Here is a 20992-nt window from a genome sequence, read left to right on the forward strand (position 1 = left end):
TCAGCCGGGACTAACACATCCAACGGCGTTACGGCTGCTTTTCTTGACCTGATAGAGCGCCTCGTCGGCCTGCTTGATCAGTGCTTCGCCCGAGAGCGGATGTTCGGGTGAGGAAACGGCCACACCGGCACTGATGGTGACGTACCTGTGGGTCGGCGAGGGCTCATGAGGCAGGCACTGGGCTTCCATGGCGGTACAGACCCCGCGGGCGATGTCCATGGCGCGATCAAGGTCAAAGTCGGGCAGCACGATCACGAACTCCTCGCCGCCAATTCGGGCCACGAGATCCGATTCGCGTTGAAAGATGTCGCTGAGCGTCTCGGCAATGGTCTTGAGGCACTGATCGCCTTCCGGATGGCCGTAAAAGTCGTTGTAGAGCTTGAAATGATCGACATCGATCATGAGCAGTGCCACGGGGCGCTCAAGGCGGTGCGTCAGGGAGAGAATGCGTGGCAGCTGGCGATCCAGCAGGCGCCGGTTGCCCAGCCCGGTCAGCGCATCACGATTGGTCAGCGCCCTGAGATGCGCGTTGCGCTCGTTGAGATCGTGAATGAGCTGCTGAAATTCGCGCGCCATGATGCCCAGTTCATCACTGCGCGCCTGCAGCCACGGTGGCGGTGACTCCAGATGCTCTCCGGGCGCCTGACGCAGGGCAATGGCGTAGCGGGAAAGCTCGGCAATCGGCCGCAGTACCATGGTACGAAACACCCACAGCATGAGCATCATGAGCGCCAGCAACAGGCCCATGGCACCCAGCATGGTCAAATTGAAGCGCTCGATGCCGTCCCGCAGACTCTCGCGATCAAGACGTGTGGTCATCATGACCTGATACCCGGGCGTGGCGCTGTCTCGTACCAGCGTAAGGCGCAGGCTGTCATCACTGGTTGAATCGATGTCTACCGCTGTTGGGTCGGTATTGGTGTCCATGCTCTGGCGAGCAGCAGAAAGCGTCAGGGTTGAGGCCGTGTCTGCCGGGTTGAGTTGCCATTGCTCTGGCAGAAAGCGCGCCAGTGTCAGCTTGCCCGCCAGCAGCGGGTTACCCTGACGTGCGATGGGCCAGGTGCTGAGCAGGGTAAATTCGGGACTGACGCCAATGTGTGGGGTGGTATCGGTGACGGGCAGTTGCCTTTGAATCTGGCGCACTTGCTCAAGGGTCCACTGGCAGGGGCCTTCCGGTCTGGCACAGGAAGTGAATTCACCGGTGACCGGATTGCGTCCGGCCACCCAGGTGACACCATCGTGGATATTGGTGATCAGCATCATGTCGGCATCGTGATCGGCGAACACGGCGGAGGTGATGTGGGTCCGAGGAAAGTCCGGCAGGTGACCTTCCATGAACTCTCTGGTGCTGACCCAGCTCGCCCATTGATACGTCATGTCGCTGAGTGCACGGGCCTTGTGATCGATGTTCTTTTGCAGTGTGTTGGCGTAGACGTGGGCGCGCTGACGTTCTTCATTGATCAGATTGGGGATCATTAGCTGGTGCAGAATGAATACCAGGATGCCCATGACCAGCACCAGCATGATGGACAGCGTGATGATGAATCTGTTGCGCAGCGAGTTTGGATAGGGCATCGACAGTTCCAGCTGATGCAGGCAGACAGCGCTTGAAAAAGAGAATTGAGCCTTGAAATCTCCCTTTCTAACGGCGCTGCGGCCCCAAACTTTATGGTATGTCCGGGCACAGGCAGGGGTGATCGACGATCCGGCGGCCAGGGTGGCGTGGCAGGCTACATGGATAGAAGAAAAGGCAGATACATTAAACTAATTTTAATTAGATTGGTTTTATTTATCATTGATGGGGTGCTGGTTGATCCACACGGTTCATCCATTGGGCAGCATATTGCCTGACGAGCGGATATGAGATGATCATGGCCATCTCGATGAAACAGCAGGTTACGTCATGATTGATCCCCGTTTACTGGCAGCCACCCTGTTGATCCTGCCGCTGTCGCTTCCCGCACAGGCCGACGCTCAAAAGGCTGGTCAGGACAAGGACGCCGGTGCTGCGCAAAAAACCGAGGCGCAGGCCACAGATGGTGCAACCTCTACGGATGAGTCGTCCGATGAGACGACATCGACCAGTGCTGAGGAACGCGCAGACGAGGAAGTCGCCGGTGAAAAGAAAGCGGCCGACGAGGGCCCGCGTCACGTCAGGGCCATGGTCATCACCACCTTCGGCCCCGAGCGCAAGGTCTGGGCCGAAAAACTGGCACCAACGCAGGACATCAAGGTGCCCGGGCTGCACGGCGCCTTTGGCAGCGTCAGCTGCAACGATGACGATGTCTGCCTGATGACCACCGGCAAGGGCTATGCCAACGCCGCGACCTCCATTTCCACGCTGGCGTTCTCACCGGAATTTGATCTTTCCGACAGCTGGTTTCTGATCTCGGGCGTGGCCAGCATCGATCCGCACCAGGGCACGCTCGGCACGCCCACCTGGCCGCGCTATCTGGTGGATTTCGGTATTCAGTGGGAGCTTGATGCCCGTGATATTCCCGAAGGCTGGACCACGGGGTATCTGAGCATCAATACCCATACGCCTACCCAGGACCCGCACCAGGAGTATGGCACCGAGTTCTATCACCTGGATGATGCGCTCGTGGATCGGGCCGTGGCACTGTCAAAAGGCGCTGAGCTTGCCGACAGCGACAGCGCGGCGGCCTATCGCAAGCACTATGACCATGCGCCCGCCAACGAGGCCCCGAGCGTCATACAGTGTGACAGCGTCTCCAGTGACACCTGGTGGTATGGCAATCGGCTCGCCGATCGTGCCAGCCAGCTGGGCAAACAGGTGGCCGGCGACAAGGCCAGCATCTGTACCGGCCAGCAGGAAGACAACGCCATTTTGACGGCGCTCAAGCGCGCCGATGAGGCAGGGCGTCTCCAGCGTGAACGTACCGCCGTGGTGCGTGTTGGTGCCAGCTTCAACCGCCCCTACGAAGGGCTTGCCGATGCCGATGGTCTGATCGGCTATGCCAAGCAGGGGGGCTATACGCCGGCGCTGACCAACATGGTGCGCGCGGGCTATCCGCTGATTTCAGCCATCGTTGATGACTGGGACGAATGGCAGGAAGGCGTGCCGGAAAAGACGTCGGATGACGCTCGGGATCAGCCATCTTCTGACGACAGGGCGTCTTCCTCCGAGCAGGAGGCCACGGCAGACGATCAAAAGGGCGATGCGGGCAACGATAGCGGCGAGGATAGCGCATCGAACTGAGCGCGCGCCGGGTCGGTGGGTTTGACAACGCCCGGCATTCGCCGGGCCGTTGTGCTATCAGGGAGCAGGTGCTGCAGGGGGCACTCAGTCATCACGCTCAAAGCGCACGTCATGCCCATCGCCCCCCAGCTGGATAATCTCCCGGGGTCGCCCCTGTTCATCAAGGCGCAGTAGACCGATACCAGCCTTGTTGACCAGGCGCTCGCCTGGAGAGCGACTGTCGGGCTGGCGGGGTTTGATTCGCATGTGGCGGCGCTTGGTCAGCCAGTTAACGGGTGACCATGGCGCGAAGACCCAGCGATTGATGCGATCGAAAATATCCAGCAGGGTGTCCGGGAACTCGTTGCGAATGCCACTGCTGGTGATCTGCCAGATGCGAGGTCTGTGATGCTGTCCGCGCAGCTGCACATCGTAGACAAAGCTGTAGTGCACATCGCCTGACAAAACGGTGAAATTTTGTGGGGTATGGCGATGTCGAAAGATGTTGAGCATGACGTAGGCGGCGCCACGATGGGACATCCAGTTCTCGGCATCCACCAGTAGCGGGCGATTGAACCAGACAAACACGCGCTGGACCGTCTCGATCAGCTTGACGCCAAAGACCGGCGCTGCTGACACCATGATGACGGCGTCATGACCCATGAGCTCCTGCTGCAGCTCGGTCAGCGCTTCCCAGTCCATCAGGCCGGAAGGCTTGTGCAGACCATGCTCACTGCGCCAGCGACGTGTACGCGTGTCCAGCACCACCATGGCGGGCCGTGTCGGCAACGTATAGTGCCAGTGCTCAAAGCGCAGCAGGGCTTCGATCAGCGCATGATGCTGCGCCTCTTCGGGTGTCAGACAGCAGGCACTCAATAGCGTCATCATGCTGCCATCAAAATGCTCGGGCGCATTGCCCCAACCCTGGCAGATCAGATAACCGATCAGGGCGTTGCCCATGATACGTCGTGAGAAGGGATGCTCCAGTGCCGTGCGTTCCCACTGGGCGGTCAGGTTCCAGTCGTCGGTCACGTCATGATCGTCAAAGATCATCCAGGTTGGCAGGTGGGCCAGTACGCGCCGTACTGCGGGCAGCTCCTCGATGAAGTGATCAATCGCAACACGTTCCTCTTCAAAGTGTGCTGCTGCATTGTCATCAAGGGCTGGACGCTCGATATTGATAAGCTGCCAGGCAACGGGCGACCAGACCAGCAGATACATGGCCAGTATTTCGCCCAGGCTGATCAGATGGTTGTCAGCCCCGGCGGCGGTAAAGATCGGTTTTTGCTTGCCGCGAAAGAAATAGCGCTGCAAAAGCCGGTTGTCTGAAGTGGCCGGCAGCAATCTGTTGCGCTGGTAGAGCCAGGGATCCTGCAGGAGCGTTCGACTGTCGCTGATTTCGGCCGATTCAAAACGTTCGTGATAAAGCCCGAGGCGATCGACGAGGGCGTTAATGGCCAACAGCATCGGACCTGCAACATCGTCGGTATAGATCTGATCGCCGGTCATCATTAAAAGACAGGGCCACTGCTCGGGGGTAGCACGCTGTGCGTGCAGCTCCCGGTCCAGCCTGGCCAGACCGTCGGGGGCATCATGATGCGGCCGTCGGCAGGAGCCATGAGCGATGGAAGAGAGCGTCATGGCATGACGAATGGTCAGAGAAGATTCGCCCTCGTGGCACAGCTGTGGTGCCCACTCGGCAATGCCACGACACTGCTCCTGGTCCTCGATAAGCAGGTCATAACGCAATATTTCGCCTTCATCGAATGCCGGACAGATGGCGATGTCGATCATGTGGACCACGGCATGTTCACCGATGCGCAGCTGGCGGCACCGGGACTCATCAAGCCGCAGACGCATTGAACGCTGTCCTGAGCGCTCAAGGACCAGCGTCAACGTCAGCGCCTTCGAGGCCACCAGCCACAGTGTCATCCGCTCGGGCAGCAGGCGGCGCAGCATGGGACCCGCAATAACGTCGGGCAGGGCGTGCAGGACAGTCTTTTCCGGTGCGGATTTTTCCAGCGCAGCTTTCGACATGCTCACCACAATGGCATTGAGGGGTTGAAGGGGCGACGAATGTGACAGTGACAGGAACAGTCAGGGCCGGTCACAAAAGACAGTGATTTTGCGCGAGCCTGAATGGGAGTGGTAGCGCCTATACTCTGCCAATTAGAATTAATTTCAATCAAGTTCTGGTGTGGAGCAGTGGGGCATGAAGATCATCCTGATGCGGCATGGGGCGCCGCGGGTGCGTTTTGACGAAAAGATGGCCGCTGCTGATTTCAGACACTGGGTAGCCCGTTATCAGCTGGCGGGCCTTGACGAGGTCACGCGCTGCGACCGGGCCCTGTCGATTGCCCGGGAGTGTGCCGCCGTGGCCTGTAGCGACCTGCCGCGCTCGCTGGAATCGGCGCTGCGGCTGGAAGCAGGTAACATTGTCTACAGCGATCCCTTGATGCGCGAGATTGACCTGCCTCACGGTAGCGGGCGCTGGCCGACGCCGCCATTGCCAACCGCCTTCTGGCTGGTGGCCTTTCGAGCACTGTGGCTGATGGGGTATCACGGCAATGCCGAAGGGCGTCGCGAGGTCTTCAATCGCGCCGATGCGGCGGCCAGCAAGCTGGTCGAGCTGGCCCGCGAGCACTGCTCTGTGCTGTTTGTCGGTCACGGCATGATCAATCATCTGCTGGCGCGCGAGCTGCTCTCCCGTGGCTGGCAGGGCCCCAAAAGACCCGGTCGTGCCCACTGGCAGTATGGCGTGTATGAATATCAGGGCCAGGCCATTGCCTGAACCGGCCGAACCCTGAAGGCTTCAGCCCTCCTCGAGCCGCTCAGTCCCGGCGAATCAGGGTGCGTTCGATTTCGATCGTACCGGGGCTGAGCCGGCCGTTGATGGCGTCAAGCACGCTGGACAGCGCCAGCGCCGCAATACGTTCAAGGTTTTGCTGCATCGAATTGACCTTGAGTGGCAGAAAATCCAGCAGTCGGTCATTGCCGAAAGTCGCCATGCGCAGAGGCCGTTTCCGTAGTGTTTCCATCGAATACCTTGTCAGCAGCACGTCCAGCGCGCCTTCCAGTAGCGTATAGGAGGCGGTCACCAGCGCCTGGGGCATGTCATGATGCTCAAGGTGCTCCTGCATGAGGGTCATGCCGGTCTCGCGGTCATAGCGCGCGCCGCAGCGGTGATAGGCACGCGGTGGCTGCGCGCCGCAGGCCGCGATTGCCGCCATGAAGCCGTTACGACGCTCGAGGGTATTGGCAAGCCCCGGCAGGGCGTCCAGCCATAATACTTCCTGCACCCGTGAAATTTGTCCTTGTGAAGCCTGCCCTTGTGAAGCCTGCCTTTGTGAAGACAGTACCGACGCCGTCAGGGCCATGGCGGTCTGGCGATTTTCGCTGATGATGCAGGGCATCAATGTGTCATCGAGTGCGCGGTCAACGGCCACCACCGGCATTCCGGTATTGATCAGGCGCTGATAGCAGCTATCGCCCGGGGGCAGGCTCGAGGCCACGATCAGGGCATCACAGCGCCGGGCCTGCAGGGCACTGAGCAGCTCCCGCTCGGTGTCCGGATCATCATTGGAGCTGACCATCAAAAGCTGATAGCCCGCACTGCGCGCGCCCTGTTCCAAAAGCTTGGCGAGCCTTGCGTAGCTGGTGTTTTCAAGGTCCGGCAGGATAAACCCCAGCGTGCGGCTGACCCCGCGGCGCAGGGCAGCGGCCTGGGCATCCACCCGGTAGCCGTGCTCCTCGATCACCGCCATGACACGCTTGACCGTCGCCTCGCTGATGCGATGCTGGCGTGATTTGCCATTGACGACGTAGCTTGCCGTTGTCCGTGATACGCCCGCCAGGCGCGCAATCTCTGCAAGCGTCATGATGTTGTTTCCCGATATGAAAGGCAGGGGCCTGTCAATACGACGTGGGTCCATGCCATTGGTGCTTGATTCACCGGTTAATCTCTTTCAGCATTACGGCAAGGAAAAGGTGACACGATTCAGCCATGCTGTCATGACCTGTTTCACGCCGTTTTGCGTGCTGGCCTGCACAAGCTGATGCCGCCCTCTGCGCAAATTTGCCACTCACAAGGATCAATACGCCATGCTCACGCTGAAAAGTGATGCCGTTTTGCTCGATCAGCACGCCAGCGACTGGCGTGATGCGCTCAATCAGGCCGGTCAGGCGCTCATGGAAGGCGGGCTTGCCCGCGAAGGCTATCGCGATGCGCTGTTCGAGCGTGAGCAGCAGGCGTCGACCTGGCTGGGCAACGGCATCGTCATTCCCCACGGCACTCAGAAAAGCCGTGAGCATGTGCTGGCCACCGGCGTACGTCTCTTGCAGTTCCCGCAGGGGGTCGAGTGGCACGATGGCAACCAGGTGCACCTGATCATCACCATTGCTGCGCAAAGCGATGAGCACCTCGACATCCTGCGCCAGCTCACCCACGTGCTTGACCGTGAAGGCGTGTCAGAAAAGCTGGCCCGCGCTGAAGATGCCGAAGAGGTGGTGCGTCTGCTGTCGAAGGCCCCGGTCACGGCGCGTCTGGACGGCGACACCATTGTTCAGGGCGTGCCGGCCCGCTCGGCGCTGGAACTCATGGCTGCTGCGGCAGCGCGCCTTGAGCAGCTTGGTTGTGTCGATCGTCGTTTCGTGGCCGATATTCTGGCCCAGCAGGCCATCTCGCTGGGTCAGCAGCTATGGCTGGTGCGCAGCGCCACCGGCGTCACCCAGCCGGCGCTGGGGCTGGCCCTGCCGCAGGCTCATGTGGATGGCGTGGCGGGTATTTTCTGTCTGGCCGAGAGCGGCAACGCCCACGACGTGCTGCTGGATCGCCTGGTGAAGGTGCTGGAAGAGGGCAAGGGCGAAGAGCTGGCCCGTCTGGGCCGCGATGCCCTGCTGGCACGACTGTCCGGCGAGTCGGCCAGTGCCGAAACCGTGCGGGTCAGGGTGCGCAACGCCCACGGCCTGCACGCCCGTCCGGCCAAGCAGCTGGTGCAGGTCGCGCGGGCTCAAAGCGTACCGGTGCGCGTGAGACTGGCCGAAGGCGGTAATGAAGCGGTTTCAGCGGCCAGTCTGACCAAGGTGATCGGCCTGGGCGCGCGCCGGGGGCAGATGCTGATCTTCTCGGCCGAAGGCGACGGTGCCCGCGAGGCCGTGGATGCCATGGCCGAGGCACTGCGCGGCGGACTGGGCGAAGAGGTCACCCCATTGGGGGATACCAGCGATGCACGCCCGTCGCGCAATCGCCAGACCCCGCGGGAGCCGGTGGTCGCGCCGGCCGCCGACACGCCGCTGACGGCCGTGCCGGCCTCGCCCGGCATGGCGATCGCCCCCGTGTTCGTGATGCGCCCACCGGAGTTTCATTACGAGGAGACGGCGTCTGACCGCGACGCGCAAAAGGCGCGGCTGGGCGAGGCGATTCGTGATGCCGAGCAGCAGCTTGAAGAAATGATTCGCGCCGCCGGTGGTGAAGTGGCCGAGATTCTCTCCATGCATGAAGAGATGCTGGGCGACCCGGAGCTTCGCGAAGCCGCCTATGAGGCGATCAACGAAGGCAAGAGCGCCGAGGGCGGCTGGTGGCGGGCCATTGATGTCGCCGCCCGCGCCCAGGAAGCGCTGGCCGACCGGCTACTGGCCGAGCGCGCTGCGGATCTGCGCGATGTCGGCCGGCGCGTGCTGGGTAATCTGTGTGGCGTGAAAATGCCGGATCCGCCGACCCACCCCTACATTCTGGTGACCGATGACGTCGGCCCCTCTGACGTGGCGCGGCTGGATACCTCTCGGGTGCGCGGCATTCTGACCGCCCGCGGCGGTGCTACCTCTCACAGTGCCATTCTGGCCCGCGCGCTGGGGATTCCGGCGGTGGTGGGGGCGGGCGAAACCATCATGGCGCTGGAAAACGGCATCGACATGATCCTCGACGGCGAGCGCGGCCGCGTCATTCCCGCGCCCGACCCGGAGCGTCGTGCCCGCACCGAACTCTCCATTCGCGACCGCGAGATCCGCGAGCGCGAAGCCTTTGAGGTCCGTTTTGAGCCGGCCGTGACCCTGGATGGTCATCGTGTCGAAGTCGCCGCGAACCTGGGCAATACCGCGCATGCGGCGGACGCCGTCGAGCGCGGTGCCGAGGCGGTGGGGCTTTTGCGCACCGAGTTTGTCTTCATGGCCCACCCGCAGGCGCCGGATCTGGACACCCAGATCGCGGAATATCGGCAGGCCTTTGACGCGCTGGGGCCCGATCGCGCGCTGGTCGCCCGTACGCTGGATGTCGGCGGTGACAAGCCGCTGGATTACTGGCCGGTGCCGGCAGAGGACAACCCCTTTCTGGGGCTGCGCGGGATTCGTCTGGCACTGACCCGTCCGGACGTACTCGAAACCCAGATCCGGGCACTGCTGAGGGCGGCCGGCGATCGACCGCTGCGCATCATGTTCCCGATGGTCAAGGACGTGGAGGAATTCCACGCTGGCAAGGCCATCTTTGATCGCGTCCAGGCCGAGATCAATGCTCCCGACGTGCAGCTGGGCGTGATGATCGAGATTCCTTCCTGTGCGCTGCTGGCCCCGAGCCTGGCCGAGCACGTCGATTTCTTCTCGATCGGCACCAACGACCTGACCCAGTACACCCTGGCCATCGACCGCGGCCACTCGCGCCTGTCGGCCCAGGCCGATGGTTTGCATCCGGCAGTACTGCGCCTGATCCAGATGACGGTGGACGCGGCCCACGCCAAAGGTCGCTGGGTCGGTGTCTGCGGCGAGCTGGGCAGCGATCCACAGGCCATCGCTGTGTTGATGGGGCTGGGAGTCGATGAGCTGTCCGTTTCCAGCCGCCAGATCCCGCTGGTCAAACAGCGCATCCGCAGCCTGAACCTTGCAGACAGCCGCGCGCTGGCGCAGCGGGCGCTGGCCTGCCCGACGGCGGTCGAGGTACGTGCCATGCTGGAGGCGTTGACATGAGCCGGGTCCTGACGCTGACGCTTAATCCGGCGCTCGATCTCTCCATTCGTCTGACCGAGCTGTCTCCGGGCAGCGTCAATCGCTCCGAGGAGAGCTCGCTGACAGCGGCCGGCAAGGGCAACAACGTGGCGCGCGTGCTGGCCCGGCATGATCACCAGGTGGCGGTCAGCGGGTTTCTGGGACGTGACAATCAGGCGCCGTTCGAGCGCGCCTTTCTCGACTGGGGGGTGGAAGACCGCTTCATTCGAGTGGTCGGGGAGACGCGGGTCAACGCCAAGCTCTCCGAGGCCGGTGGGCGCGTGACCGATATCAATGGGCCGGGCGCGCGGGTGGATGAATCGGCCATGACGCAACTGCTCGACGATATCGAGGCCGGGGCGGACAGCATTGATGCCGTAGTGATCTCCGGCAGCCTGCCGCCCGGCGTTGCGCCCGAGTGGCTGGCAGCCCTGATCGGGCGGCTCGGCACCCTGGGGCTGCCGGTGTGGCTGGACAGCAGCGGCGAAGCGCTGGTGCAGGGTGTGCGCGCGCGTCCGGCGCTGATCAAGCCCAACGAGCATGAGCTTGCCGAGGGTGTCGGCCGCTCCCTGGCGGACGAGGCGGCGCTGCTGGCCGCGGCGCGTGAACTGCAGCAGGGCGGCATCGACAGCGTATTACTGTCGCTGGGCGCCGAGGGCGTGGTGTGGCTGTTTGAGGGCGGCGCGTTGCGCGCCCGTCCGCCGCGGGTCGAGGTCGTCAGCACGGTGTGTGCCGGCGACACCCTGCTGGCCGGTACGCTGCACGGCGTCCTTGAAGGCTGGCCGCGCGAAAAAACACTGCGCTTTGCCACCGCCCTGTCAGCGGACGCCGTACGTCGGATCGGCGTGGGACGCTCGGATGTCGAGGACTTTACCGCGTTGTGCGATGCGGTCTGCGTGGAGGCGCTGGCAACATGATGGCGCTCCCGATTTCTTTTGAGCTGCCTGCTGATGACAGGCGCGGTCAGCATGGCGACCAGTGGTTGGCACTGGCACAGGAGTGGTTTGCATGAATATTGTTATCGTCACGGCCTGCCCCAGCGGCACGGCGACGACCTACCTGGCGGCGCGCCGTCTCGAGCAGGCGGCCCATCGACTGGGCTGGCAGACAGCCGTCGAAATGCAGGGCCAGTTTGATCAGACCACCTTGAGCGATGAGCAGATTGCCGCAGCCGATATGGTGGTGGTCGCTGCCAGCCGGCCCATTACGCTGGCGCGCTTTACCGGCAAGCGGCTCTATCGTGAGCGGCTTGAAGCCGCCCTGCCGGACCCGGATGGTTTTTTAAGCCGTGCCCGTGAGCAGGCCGAACCCTGGCAGGATGCTGATGACGCCCCAGCGGAGACAAGCGCTGCCCCTGCAACAGCCGAGGCCCGCACGGCCAAACGCATTGTCGCCGTGACGGCCTGTCCGACCGGGGTGGCGCATACCTTCATGGCCGCCGAGGCGCTGGCCGAAGCCGGCCGCACGCTGGGCCATCAGATCAAGGTCGAAACGCAGGGCTCGGTGGGGGCGCAGAATCAGCTCACCGATGAAGAGATCAGGGATGCCGATATCGTGCTGCTGGCCTGTGATATCGAGGTCGATGACGAACGCTTTGCCGGCAAGCCGGTCTATCGCACCTCGACCGGGACGGCGTTGAAAAAGTCACAGCAGACGATCAACGACGCGCTGGCCAGTGCGGCGATAGAAAGCGAGGGCAGTGCGCCGACGGGGGGCGAGCGCAAGAAAAGCATCAAGGAGCGCGGCGTCTACAAGCACCTGCTGACCGGGGTCTCCTTCATGCTGCCGATGGTGGTCGCCGGCGGGCTCTGTATTGCGCTGTCGTTCGTCTTCGGGATCGAGGCGTTCAAGGAAGAGGGCACGCTTGCCGCCGCGCTGATGCAGATCGGTGGCGGCACGGCCTTTGCCCTGATGGTGCCGGTGCTGGCGGGCTATATCGCCTACTCGATTGCCGACCGCCCGGGGATTGCGCCGGGGATGATCGGCGGCATGCTGGCCAGCACCCTGGGGGCCGGCTTTATCGGCGGGATCATCGCCGGTTTTCTGGCCGGCTATACCGCCAGACTGATTGCCAAAAAGCTGAAGCTGCCCGCCAGCGTTGAATCGCTCAAGCCGATTCTGGTCATTCCGCTGCTGGCGAGTCTGGTCACCGGCTTGGTCATGATTTACCTGGTCGGCACGCCGGTCGCCGGCATGCTCTCGGCGCTGACCGACTTCCTCAACAACATGGGCTCGACCAACGCCGTGCTGCTGGGGCTGTTGCTGGGCGCAATGATGTGTGTGGATCTGGGCGGGCCGATCAACAAGGCGGCTTACACCTTTGGCGTCGGGCTGCTGTCGACCCAGACCTATGCGCCGATGGCGGCGATCATGGCCGCCGGCATGGTGCCGGCGATCGGCATGGGGATTGCCAGCTTTCTGGCGCGCTCGAAGTTTGCCGATACCGAGCGTGACGGTGGCAAGGCCGCCTTCGTGCTGGGGCTTTGCTTTATCAGCGAAGGTGCGATCCCCTTTGCCGCCAAGGACCCGCTACGGGTCATTCCGATCTCGATCGTGGGCGGGGCCATCACCGGGGCGTTGTCGATGTATTTCCAGATCAAGCTGATGGCGCCGCACGGTGGGCTCTTCGTGCTGCTGATTCCGGGCGCGGTCAATCAGGCGCTGCTGTATCTGCTTGCGATTACCGTGGGCTCGCTGTTCATCGGCGTGGCCTACGCGCTGCTCAAGCCGGCGCCGCAAAGGCTCGAGGTGCCGGAGGGCGCTGCCAGCTGAGCCCTTCATCGCACTTGAACACGCTGCATGCATGATCCAGGGCCCCGATGGGGCCCTTTTTTATAGGCGTCGACGTAAAATCGTGACGGGTTCGGGCCAAAGGGAGGCGAGACCATTACAATGCGCTCCTGATCGACAAGAGGGCCGAGCAAGGCCGACAACCGATAGGGACACACATGACAACAAATAATGGCACCGGTGGTGTGCTCTGGGCCGGACGCTGGGGATTCGTGCTGGCGGCAACAGGCTCGGCCGTAGGGCTGGGTAATATCTGGAAATTCCCCTACATGACCGGTGAGTATGGCGGCGGCGCCTTTGTGCTGGTGTATCTGCTGTGCATTGCCGCCATCGGCGTGCCCCTGATGATGACCGAGATCGCCTTCGGTCGGCGCGGACGCGGCAGCCCGGTCGAGGCGGTCAAGCGCGTGGTGGCCGAGTCCGGCGGGGGTTCCGGGTGGTCCCTCCTGGGCTGGATGTCGATGATCTGTGGGTTCATGATCCTGAGCTTTTATGTGGTGGTCGCCGGCTGGTCCTTGTCGTATCTCTGGAAGGCCAACAGCGGCGGGCTTTCTGCCGACAGCGTCGAGGGCATGGCGGCGATCTTTGAAGACAACAACGCCAGTCCGCTCAATCTCGGCTTCTGGAGTACGCTGGTCACGCTGATCACCATGCTGATTGTCGGCAAGGGGGTCCAGGAAGGCATCGAGCGCAGCGTGCGCTGGATGATGCCGGGCATGGTGGTCATGCTGGCCATTCTGATCGGCTTTGGCGTGTTTTCCGGCGGCTTTGGTCAGGCGGTGCATTTCCTGTTTGCCTTCGAATTCGATCAGCTCTCCGGTGAGGGCCTGCTGGCGGCGATGGGGCATGCCTTCTTTACCCTGTCGCTGGCGGCCGGCGCCATCATGGCGTACGGCGCTTATCTACCGGCCGGGAAGTCCATTGCCCGCACGACCTTCATGGTGGCGATCTGTGACACCCTGGTGGCGCTGATGGCGGGTCTTGCCATCTTCCCGGTCATCTTCGCCAACGGCATGGATCCGGCCAGCGGCCCGGGGCTGATCTTCATGAGTCTCCCGCTGGCCTTTGCCCAGATGCCCATGGGCACGCTGCTGGAGATCATCTTTTTCGTGATGCTGACCATGGCGGCACTGACGTCGGCCATCTCGATGATCGAGGCCACCATCGCCTGGCTGGTGGAAAGCCACGGTATCGCCCGTAATCGTGCGGCCTGGGGCACGGGCATTGTTCTATGGCTGGTCAGCACGCTGGCGATGCTGTCGTTCAATCTGGGCGCGGAATGGACGCTGGGCGGTCGCACCTTCTTCGACTGGCTGGACTACCTGACCTCGCGATTCATGATGCCGCTGGGCGGCCTGGGACTCGCAGTGCTGGCCGGGTTCGTGCTCAAGGACCGGCTGTTGCGTGATGAGCTGGGTCTATCAGGTGCTGGCCATGCCCTGTGGCTGTTCATGATTCGCTACGTCTGTCCGCTGGCGATCGTGGTGATTTTCATCGATGCGCTCGGTTTCATGAACCTTGATGTGTCCACGCAGTGGCCCTGGGGGATGGCGGTACTGGCATTTTTCGTTGTGATCGGGGAGTGGCTGAGCCCGCGGCTGCGCCGGCAGCCTTCAGCCTGAGTCGAGGCGGTCATGCAGTGAAGCGGGGGCGGTTCGGAAGAATCGTCCCCGCTTCATTTCATCCAGAGTACGCCTGAGCAGTACAGGCCACATAAAAAACGCCGCCCCGGTAGGGCGGCGTTTCGGGGTCCTGCTGTCATGCTGCGCCTCAAGGGGCGGGGGGCATGGTCGGATCATCCGGGACGTTGGCACCGCTGCCGGGCGCTTCACGGCTCATGTGCAAAAACTGCAGATGACGCTCGTACTGATCAAGGATGTCATTGATGACCTGCTCCCGGTTGAAGCCGATCAGGTCATAGCCCTGGCTGCCTTCCAGAAGATAGACCTCAAGGCGGTAATAGCGCGAGCGCGCCTCGTTGGCCCGACGAGCAAAGGAAGGCATTGAGAAGGTTCGCGGCCATACCTGATAGGTAAAGTTCTGCTCGTTTCCAAGCTTCACGTTGAGCTCAAGGTGAAGCTCATCTCCTTCACCAGCCACCACCTCGGCTTCCACTCCCTGGCGGGAGAGCTCCTGAGAGACTTCCTCCATGGCGGGACGCACGGTCTCGCTGATGAAAGTGCCGGCCTGGCGCTGATTGGGGAAGTGCATGGCACGATTGAGTCGCTGGCGCCAGTTGCGCAGTCCGCGCTCGCCGCCAGCACCGGTACGGCTTGATAGACGCCCGGCAAGGCTGGCGCGATGGCTGTCCTCCTTGAAGGCCTCGCTCTTGAATGAACGATAAAGGCCGGCCATGACAAAAAAGATCACGAACGAGAAGGGCAGCCCCATGATGACCACCATGCCCTGCAGGGCCGAGACGCCACCGGCCATCAAAAGTGCCAGGGTCAGAAGGCCGATGGCCACTGACCAGAAGATGCGAAGCCAGGTCGGGGCATCGTTGTGCACGCTGGAAAGGCGCGAAGTAAAGTTCCCCAGTACCAGCGCGCCGGAATCGGCTGAGGTCACATAGAACAGCATGCCCAGAAGGGTGGCCAGAGAGGCGGTCCAGGTGACGCCCGGATACTGCTCGAGCAGGCCATAGATGGACTGTTCGGGGCTGTTCATGGCGATCTGCCCGAACTCGGTGGCGCCATTGAGGATGCTTTCGATGGCGCTGTTGCCGAAAATCGAGATCCACATCAGGGTAAAGATAAAGGGAATCGTCAGGGTGCCGATCACGAATTCACGAATGGTACGCCCGCGGGAGATGCGTGCCAGGAAAAGCCCCACAAAGGGTGCCCAGGCGACCCACCAGGCCCAGAAAAAAAGCGTCCAGGTATTAAGCCAGTCGGTCGGTTGATCAAAGGCAAAGGTGTTGAGTGTCATGCCCATGAAGCGATTGACGTAGTCACCGACATTAAGCACCAGCGCATTGAGCAAAAAGGTCGTATCGCCGGCAAACAGTACATAAAGCAGCAGGACCACGGCCAGAATCACGTTGAGTTCGGAGATGCGACGGATGCCCTTGTCGACCCCGGCAACCACTGAAATGGTAGCGAGCACGACCGACAGCGCGATCAGCCCGCCCTGAATGATCAGGTTCTGGGGCAGATCGAAGAGATAGGTCAGGCCGTAGTTGAGCTGAACCACGCCAATGCCGAGACTGGTGGCAATACCAAAAACGGTACCAATGACCGCGGCGATATCCACCGTGTGGCCGATGGCGCCTTCCACGCGGCGACCAAAGAGCGGATAGAGCGCGCTACGGATGGTCAGCGGCAGATTGTAGCGGTAGCTGAAGTAAGCCAGCGCCATGCCCATCAGGGCGTACATGCCCCAGCCGGTGATGCCGTAGTGAAACATGCCCCAGACCGTGGCCTGGCGTGCGGCTTCCAGCGTGCCGCCTTCACCGGTAGGAGGTGCCAGAAACTGGGTGACGGGCTCGGCCACGCAGAAAAACAGCAGATCGATACCGATGCCGGCAGCAAAGAGCATGGCGGCCCATGAGCCCAGACTAAATTCCGGACGCGAGTGATCCGGTCCGAGCCTGATATTGCCAAAGCGGGAAATGGCCACAAAGATGACAAAGCCCAGATAAATGGTCGCGGCCAGAAAGTAGTACCAGCCAAAGGTGTTACTGATCCACCCAAGCACCGCAAAGATAAAATTGTTGGCGGAATCCGTGAAGAACATTCCCCAGAGGGAAAACAGCAGGATACAGATGGCTGAACCGTAAAAGACGACCGGGTTCAGTTCATCCTTTTGCTGTTCGGACGTATCAATATGTTTGACGCTCATCGAAGGATTCTCCTTGTTGACGATGCGGTAATGAATGATTCATGAACGTCGCCCTCGTGACCCGGGGGCATGCCCGGGCCACGAGGGCGCTGATCCTTTTTTATTAATTGGTCGTTCAATTAAAATACATGCTTTGCAGAGGGGGTTCAACTGACGCCCTGATGGTCTTTCCGGTCCTGGACCATGGCAGGGGGAGAGGATTGCCCAAACCGGACGGGCATCGACCATACTGAAGATCGGTTTTCATTAAAGGCTTCAGGGGAGGCGCCATGACAACGGCCATAAGCTACATGAGTGGCAAATTGCGTGTGATTCAGGGCGATATCACGGCCCTTGAGGTGGATGCCATCGTCAACGCGGCAAATCATTCGTTGATGGGCGGCGGCGGGGTGGATGGCGCCATTCATCGCGCCGCCGGTGCCGAACTCAAGGCGGCCTGCCAGGCCCTGCGCCAGAAACAGTGGCCGGACGGGTTGCCGGATGGAGAGGTGGCCCTGACGCCGGGGTTCAATCTACCGGCCCGCTACGTCATTCATGCCGTAGGGCCGGTATACGCCAAAACGATCGACAAGTCGGATCTGTTGGCGAGCTGTTATCATAAATCGCTGATGCTGGTCGAGCAGCAGGGGCTCAATACCATTGCCTTTCCGGCGATCTCGACCGGCGTTTATGGCTATCCGTTTGAGCAGGCCTGTGAGATCGTTCTGAGCGTCATGGCCGAGAAGCTGCCTCACAGTAAACTGACCGCTACGCTGTGTTTTTTTGGTCAGCAGGACATGGAAGCCTTTCGCAATGTGGCCAGCCGGCTGGGCTATCAGCGCGATCGCAGCTGATGAATACAAAAACACCCCGCCGGGGCGGGGTGCGGATGACATCAACAGGAGTCAGTGGTCACGATGGGCCGAAGCCTTGTCCCGAGACGGCATGCCCTTGCCTTCTCCGTGAGGCTGCGGCCCCATTTTGGGCCTGTCATGGGTGCTGATGCTATCCAGTGCTGCCAGCTGAGTCGGGCTCAGGATGCTCTCAAGAGACTGATGAAAGGCCTTTTTTGCGCCTTCCATCTGCTGGCGTCGCTCGCGGTGTTCCAGGGCGTCCTTGTCATGGAGCTGCGCCATTTTCTGGTGCAGTTCCATGGTGGCCGATTGCATGGCGTCAAGCTGTGAGGCGTCCAGATGCCAGCTTTCCACCAGGGCGCGCCTGACATCAATGGGCGGCTTGCCCTTCGGGCCGCGCAGCTCTACGTGACGCATCATCTCGAGCACCCTGATCTGTTCGGCGCTCAATACCCTTGAAAGACGTGCCTGTTGCTCCTCGCGAATTTTTTCCATGTTCTGGCGCCGCTCTTCCCGACTGTCCGTGGCGCTTTTGTCATGACGCAGGGCGCCGAGATCCTGACGCATCTGCTGACGAGCGTCATGAATGGCCTGCCTTTGAGTGTCATCAAGCTGCCAGCTGTCCAGCAGTGCTGCCATCAGCTCACCCCTGGCCCGCATGGGGGCTGCGCGCTGATCAAGACCTTCAAGCACTTTCAGCTGTTCGTCATCGAGCACCTCGGAGAGTGCCTGACGGTGCGTCTGGACGGCCTCTTTTATGGCCTGATGACGTGCCCGAGCGCTGTCGAAGCTCTGATCCTTCAGCGTTGTCATGCGCTCGTGGAAGACTTTATTGGCGCTGGTCAGCTGCTCCTGCTGCTGATCGCTCAGCGACCAGCTCTGATAGATGGCCTGGCGCGCGGGAAGACGTTCTGTCTTTTGATCGGGTACCGCGGCACTGGCTGTGAGAGAGGCAACGAGTGCTACTGTGGCACCGGCTGCGAGCATCCATCCTTTCATGGCAACACCTCCTGATTGGGTCTGAAACCAGTATCGCCATGATTTGTGCAACAAACGTGCAGGCAATGGGGATAAACGAACAGGGTTATTCAAAGGGTGGCATTGTCCGGTGCGATGAAGGCGCTCAGATCAGCGGTTCATACTTGTAGCCCACGCCATAAACGGAGTGAATGACCTCCCGCTCAGGCCAGATCTCGGCCAGCTTTTTCCTGAGCTTTTTAATGTGTGAGTCGACGGTGCGCTCGGAGACGATGCGGTGGTCGCGATACATGTGATCCATCAACTGTTCACGAGAAAATATGCGTCCCGGGGCGTTGAACATGACTTCCAGAAGCTGAAACTCGACCGCCGTCAGGCCCGCGTCCTGACTGTCGGCCAGCGCCCGCCAGCCGTCGTGGTCCAGTACCAGGGGCGATGATTCTGGCGCACCGGTATCGGGAGCAGGCGTGACGGGATGCGTACGTCGCAGTACGGTGCGGATGCGGGCGATCACTTCACGTGGCGAGAAGGGCTTGCAGATGTAGTCATCGGCGCCCAGCTCAAGCCCCAGCAGGCGGTCCACCTCCTCGACCCGGGCCGTCAGCATGATGATCGCCATGTTCGGCCAGCGCTCGCGCAACCGGCGGCACAGGGTCAACCCATCAAGGCCTGGCAGCATCAGATCCAGCAGCACCATTACGGGCAGTGCCTCCGGCGGCTGCGCGTCAAGCCAGTCAATGACCTGGTCGCCGCGCTCAAGGCAGTGCGGCGTGAAACCACTGCTGCTCAGATAGTCCCGCAGCAGTTCGGCGATCTTGGCTTCATCTTCAACGATCAGCACGTTGTCATTCATGGCGGCGTCTCTCCGTGATGATGGTTGGCACTTGTCTGATGGTTGGCACTTGTCTGATGGCTGGCACTTGTCTGAGGGTCGGTAGCGGCCTGCTGGCGGGGGTTGTCGAGCGTAAAAACAATGCGCCAGCACAGGCCACCCAATACGGTGTTCTGTGGTGTCATGCGCGCCCCGTGAAGGCGTATCAGGGCGCTGGCAATCGAAAGTCCCAGCCCACTGCCGCCGTGGCGTCGACTGCGTGAGCTCTCGAGTCTAAAAAGGCGTTCGGTCAGGCGGTGCTGCTCGGCGGGTGCTACGCCAGGAGCGCTGTCCTCCCAGTGCACCACGACCTCTTGATCCTGCCGCTCGAGCGTGACATGAAGCCTGCCCGGGGTGTCCGTATAGGCCTGCGTGTTGCTCAAAAGGTTATGCCAGAGCTGGCGCAGCCGATGGGGGGCGCCCTGAATGAACAGACCGGCCGTGATATTCAGCGTGAGCGTGATGCCCTTTTCGGCCAGCCATTCCCGGCTCTCCTCGAGCTGCTGGTTCAGATGAGCGCTCAGGTCAAGGCGCTCGAGCGGCGCTTCCAGGGTGTGGGCATCGGACTGTGCCAGTAGCCGCAGATCCTCGATCAGGCGGTTGAGATGCGCCACTTCCTGGGCCAGTGATTGCAGGCTGCGATCATCCATGGCGCGTACGCCATCCTGCATGGCCTCGATCTCACCGCGCAGGATGGCCAGCGGCGTGCGCAGCTCATGGGCGATATCGGCGACCCACTGCTGACGTGACTGTCGGTTCTGCTCAAGCCCCCGCGCCAGGGCATTGATATCATTTGACAGGCGCGATAGCTCATCGCTGCCGCGGCCACGCAGACGCAGGGTGTAGTCGCCATGGGCAATGGCTCGCGTGGCCAGCGCCATGTCACGAATACGCCGGCCCAGCCACCAGGCCAGCCCCGAGGCCAGCAGCAGTGAGGTCAGGAGCATGGCGCCGGTAATAATGCCGAGATTTCTCAGCTGACGATGTAAAAAGATCTGGTCGATCGAGGAGATCATGCCGTCCGGAGCACGATAGCCCAGCTGCCCGATGGGCGTGCCCTCAAGCGTCAGAACGCGATAGCGCATCTCATCACGAGTGGTGTGAAATCCACCGATAATGATCTGCTCCCGTGCATCGAGCAGGACGAACTGGCGCGGGTCGAGCATCGCCGGTGGCAAATCGGATGGGGGCCGGCCGCTGCCTTTTTGGAAGTGCTCCGGCGGCGGCCTCTTGGGTGGCGGGTCCTGCAGACGTGGCATCAGCGCCAGGCGCAACACGTCACGCCAGGCCGTACGGTCCTCGCTGAGCCAGTCCCAGCTACCGTGGCGGGCATAGCCTTCCTCGAGCGTCTCGCTCAGGGTATCGATGCGGGCCTCCTGTGTGCGGCGCAGATAACCGAGAAAATCGTCATCAATGCTGCGGGCTGCTGCAAAAAAGATCAGCGCCCCGAGCAGGACATTCACCAGCAGAATAGCGCCAAAGAGCTTGAGACCCAGACGACTGAACATG

The 20992-nt window shown here is 61.7% G+C and carries 14 protein-coding genes; 7 read left to right on the forward strand and 7 right to left on the reverse strand.

Annotation, left to right across the window (positions count from 1 at the left end):
- Positions 1-1575, reverse strand: coding sequence for a diguanylate cyclase (locus tag Q0931_RS14165; protein ID WP_299261384.1), 1575 nt, complete (start codon positions 1573-1575; stop codon positions 1-3).
- 328 nt (positions 1576-1903) lie between these two features.
- Between Q0931_RS14165 and Q0931_RS14170 the strand changes: the two genes are divergently transcribed.
- Positions 1904-3220 (forward strand): purine nucleoside permease, encoded by a 1317-nt coding sequence (locus tag Q0931_RS14170; RefSeq protein WP_299261386.1) that lies wholly within the window; start codon positions 1904-1906, stop codon positions 3218-3220.
- 84 nt (positions 3221-3304) lie between these two features.
- Here the strand turns inward: Q0931_RS14170 and Q0931_RS14175 are convergent, their stop codons facing one another.
- Positions 3305-5236 carry an alkaline phosphatase family protein gene (locus Q0931_RS14175; protein WP_299261388.1) on the reverse strand — a complete coding sequence of 644 codons (1932 nt, stop codon included), beginning with the start codon at positions 5234-5236 and terminating at the stop codon, positions 3305-3307.
- Between the two features lie 175 nt (positions 5237-5411).
- Between Q0931_RS14175 and Q0931_RS14180 the strand changes: the two genes are divergently transcribed.
- Complete coding sequence (locus Q0931_RS14180) at positions 5412-5990, forward strand: histidine phosphatase family protein (RefSeq protein WP_299261390.1); 579 nt, start codon at positions 5412-5414, stop codon at positions 5988-5990.
- Positions 5991-6030: 40 nt separating this feature from the next.
- On the opposite strand, the gene cra is transcribed toward Q0931_RS14180, so the two are convergent.
- The gene (gene cra / locus Q0931_RS14185) at positions 6031-7077 is read right to left on the reverse strand and encodes a catabolite repressor/activator (protein WP_299261392.1); all 1047 of its coding nucleotides are present in this window, start codon (positions 7075-7077) and stop codon (positions 6031-6033) included.
- A gap of 223 nt (positions 7078-7300) precedes the next feature.
- On the opposite strand from cra, the gene ptsP reads away from it, so the two are divergent.
- From ptsP to Q0931_RS14205, 4 genes are all read left to right on the forward strand, one after another.
- Positions 7301-10153 carry a phosphoenolpyruvate--protein phosphotransferase gene (gene ptsP / locus Q0931_RS14190; RefSeq protein ID WP_299261394.1) on the forward strand — a complete coding sequence of 951 codons (2853 nt, stop codon included), beginning with the start codon at positions 7301-7303 and terminating at the stop codon, positions 10151-10153.
- A complete protein-coding gene (gene pfkB, locus Q0931_RS14195) occupies positions 10150-11088 on the forward strand; it encodes a 1-phosphofructokinase (protein ID WP_299261396.1) in 939 nt (312 codons plus the stop codon). The genes ptsP and pfkB overlap by 4 nt, the downstream gene beginning before the upstream one ends.
- A 91-nt stretch (positions 11089-11179) precedes the next feature.
- Positions 11180-12943 (forward strand): PTS fructose-like transporter subunit IIB, encoded by a 1764-nt coding sequence (locus Q0931_RS14200; RefSeq protein WP_299261398.1) that lies wholly within the window; start codon positions 11180-11182, stop codon positions 12941-12943.
- Between the two features lie 176 nt (positions 12944-13119).
- Positions 13120-14583, forward strand: coding sequence for a sodium-dependent transporter (locus Q0931_RS14205; protein WP_299261400.1), 1464 nt, complete (start codon positions 13120-13122; stop codon positions 14581-14583).
- A gap of 148 nt (positions 14584-14731) precedes the next feature.
- Here Q0931_RS14205 and Q0931_RS14210 read toward each other — a convergent pair whose 3' ends face one another.
- Positions 14732-16801: a choline transporter gene (locus Q0931_RS14210; protein WP_299261402.1), complete on the reverse strand. Its 2070-nt coding sequence runs from the start codon at positions 16799-16801 to the stop codon at positions 14732-14734.
- 269 nt (positions 16802-17070) lie between these two features.
- Here Q0931_RS14210 and Q0931_RS14215 point away from each other — a divergent pair, with 269 nt between their 5' ends.
- Positions 17071-17634, forward strand: coding sequence for an O-acetyl-ADP-ribose deacetylase (locus tag Q0931_RS14215; RefSeq protein ID WP_299261404.1), 564 nt, complete (start codon positions 17071-17073; stop codon positions 17632-17634).
- Between the two features lie 51 nt (positions 17635-17685).
- On the opposite strand, the gene Q0931_RS14220 is transcribed toward Q0931_RS14215, so the two are convergent.
- From Q0931_RS14220 to Q0931_RS14230, 3 genes are all read right to left on the reverse strand, one after another.
- Positions 17686-18633, reverse strand: a complete 948-nt coding sequence (locus tag Q0931_RS14220) for a hypothetical protein (protein WP_299261406.1) — start codon at positions 18631-18633, stop codon at positions 17686-17688.
- 124 nt (positions 18634-18757) lie between these two features.
- Positions 18758-19465: a response regulator gene (locus Q0931_RS14225; RefSeq protein ID WP_299261408.1), complete on the reverse strand. Its 708-nt coding sequence runs from the start codon at positions 19463-19465 to the stop codon at positions 18758-18760.
- Positions 19462-20991, reverse strand: coding sequence for an ATP-binding protein (locus Q0931_RS14230; RefSeq protein ID WP_299261410.1), 1530 nt, complete (start codon positions 20989-20991; stop codon positions 19462-19464). The genes Q0931_RS14225 and Q0931_RS14230 overlap by 4 nt, the downstream gene beginning before the upstream one ends.
- Between the last annotated feature and the right edge of the window lies 1 nt (position 20992).

Source organism: uncultured Kushneria sp. (assembly GCF_947497025.1).
Classification (GTDB): Bacteria; Pseudomonadota; Gammaproteobacteria; order Pseudomonadales; family Halomonadaceae; genus Kushneria.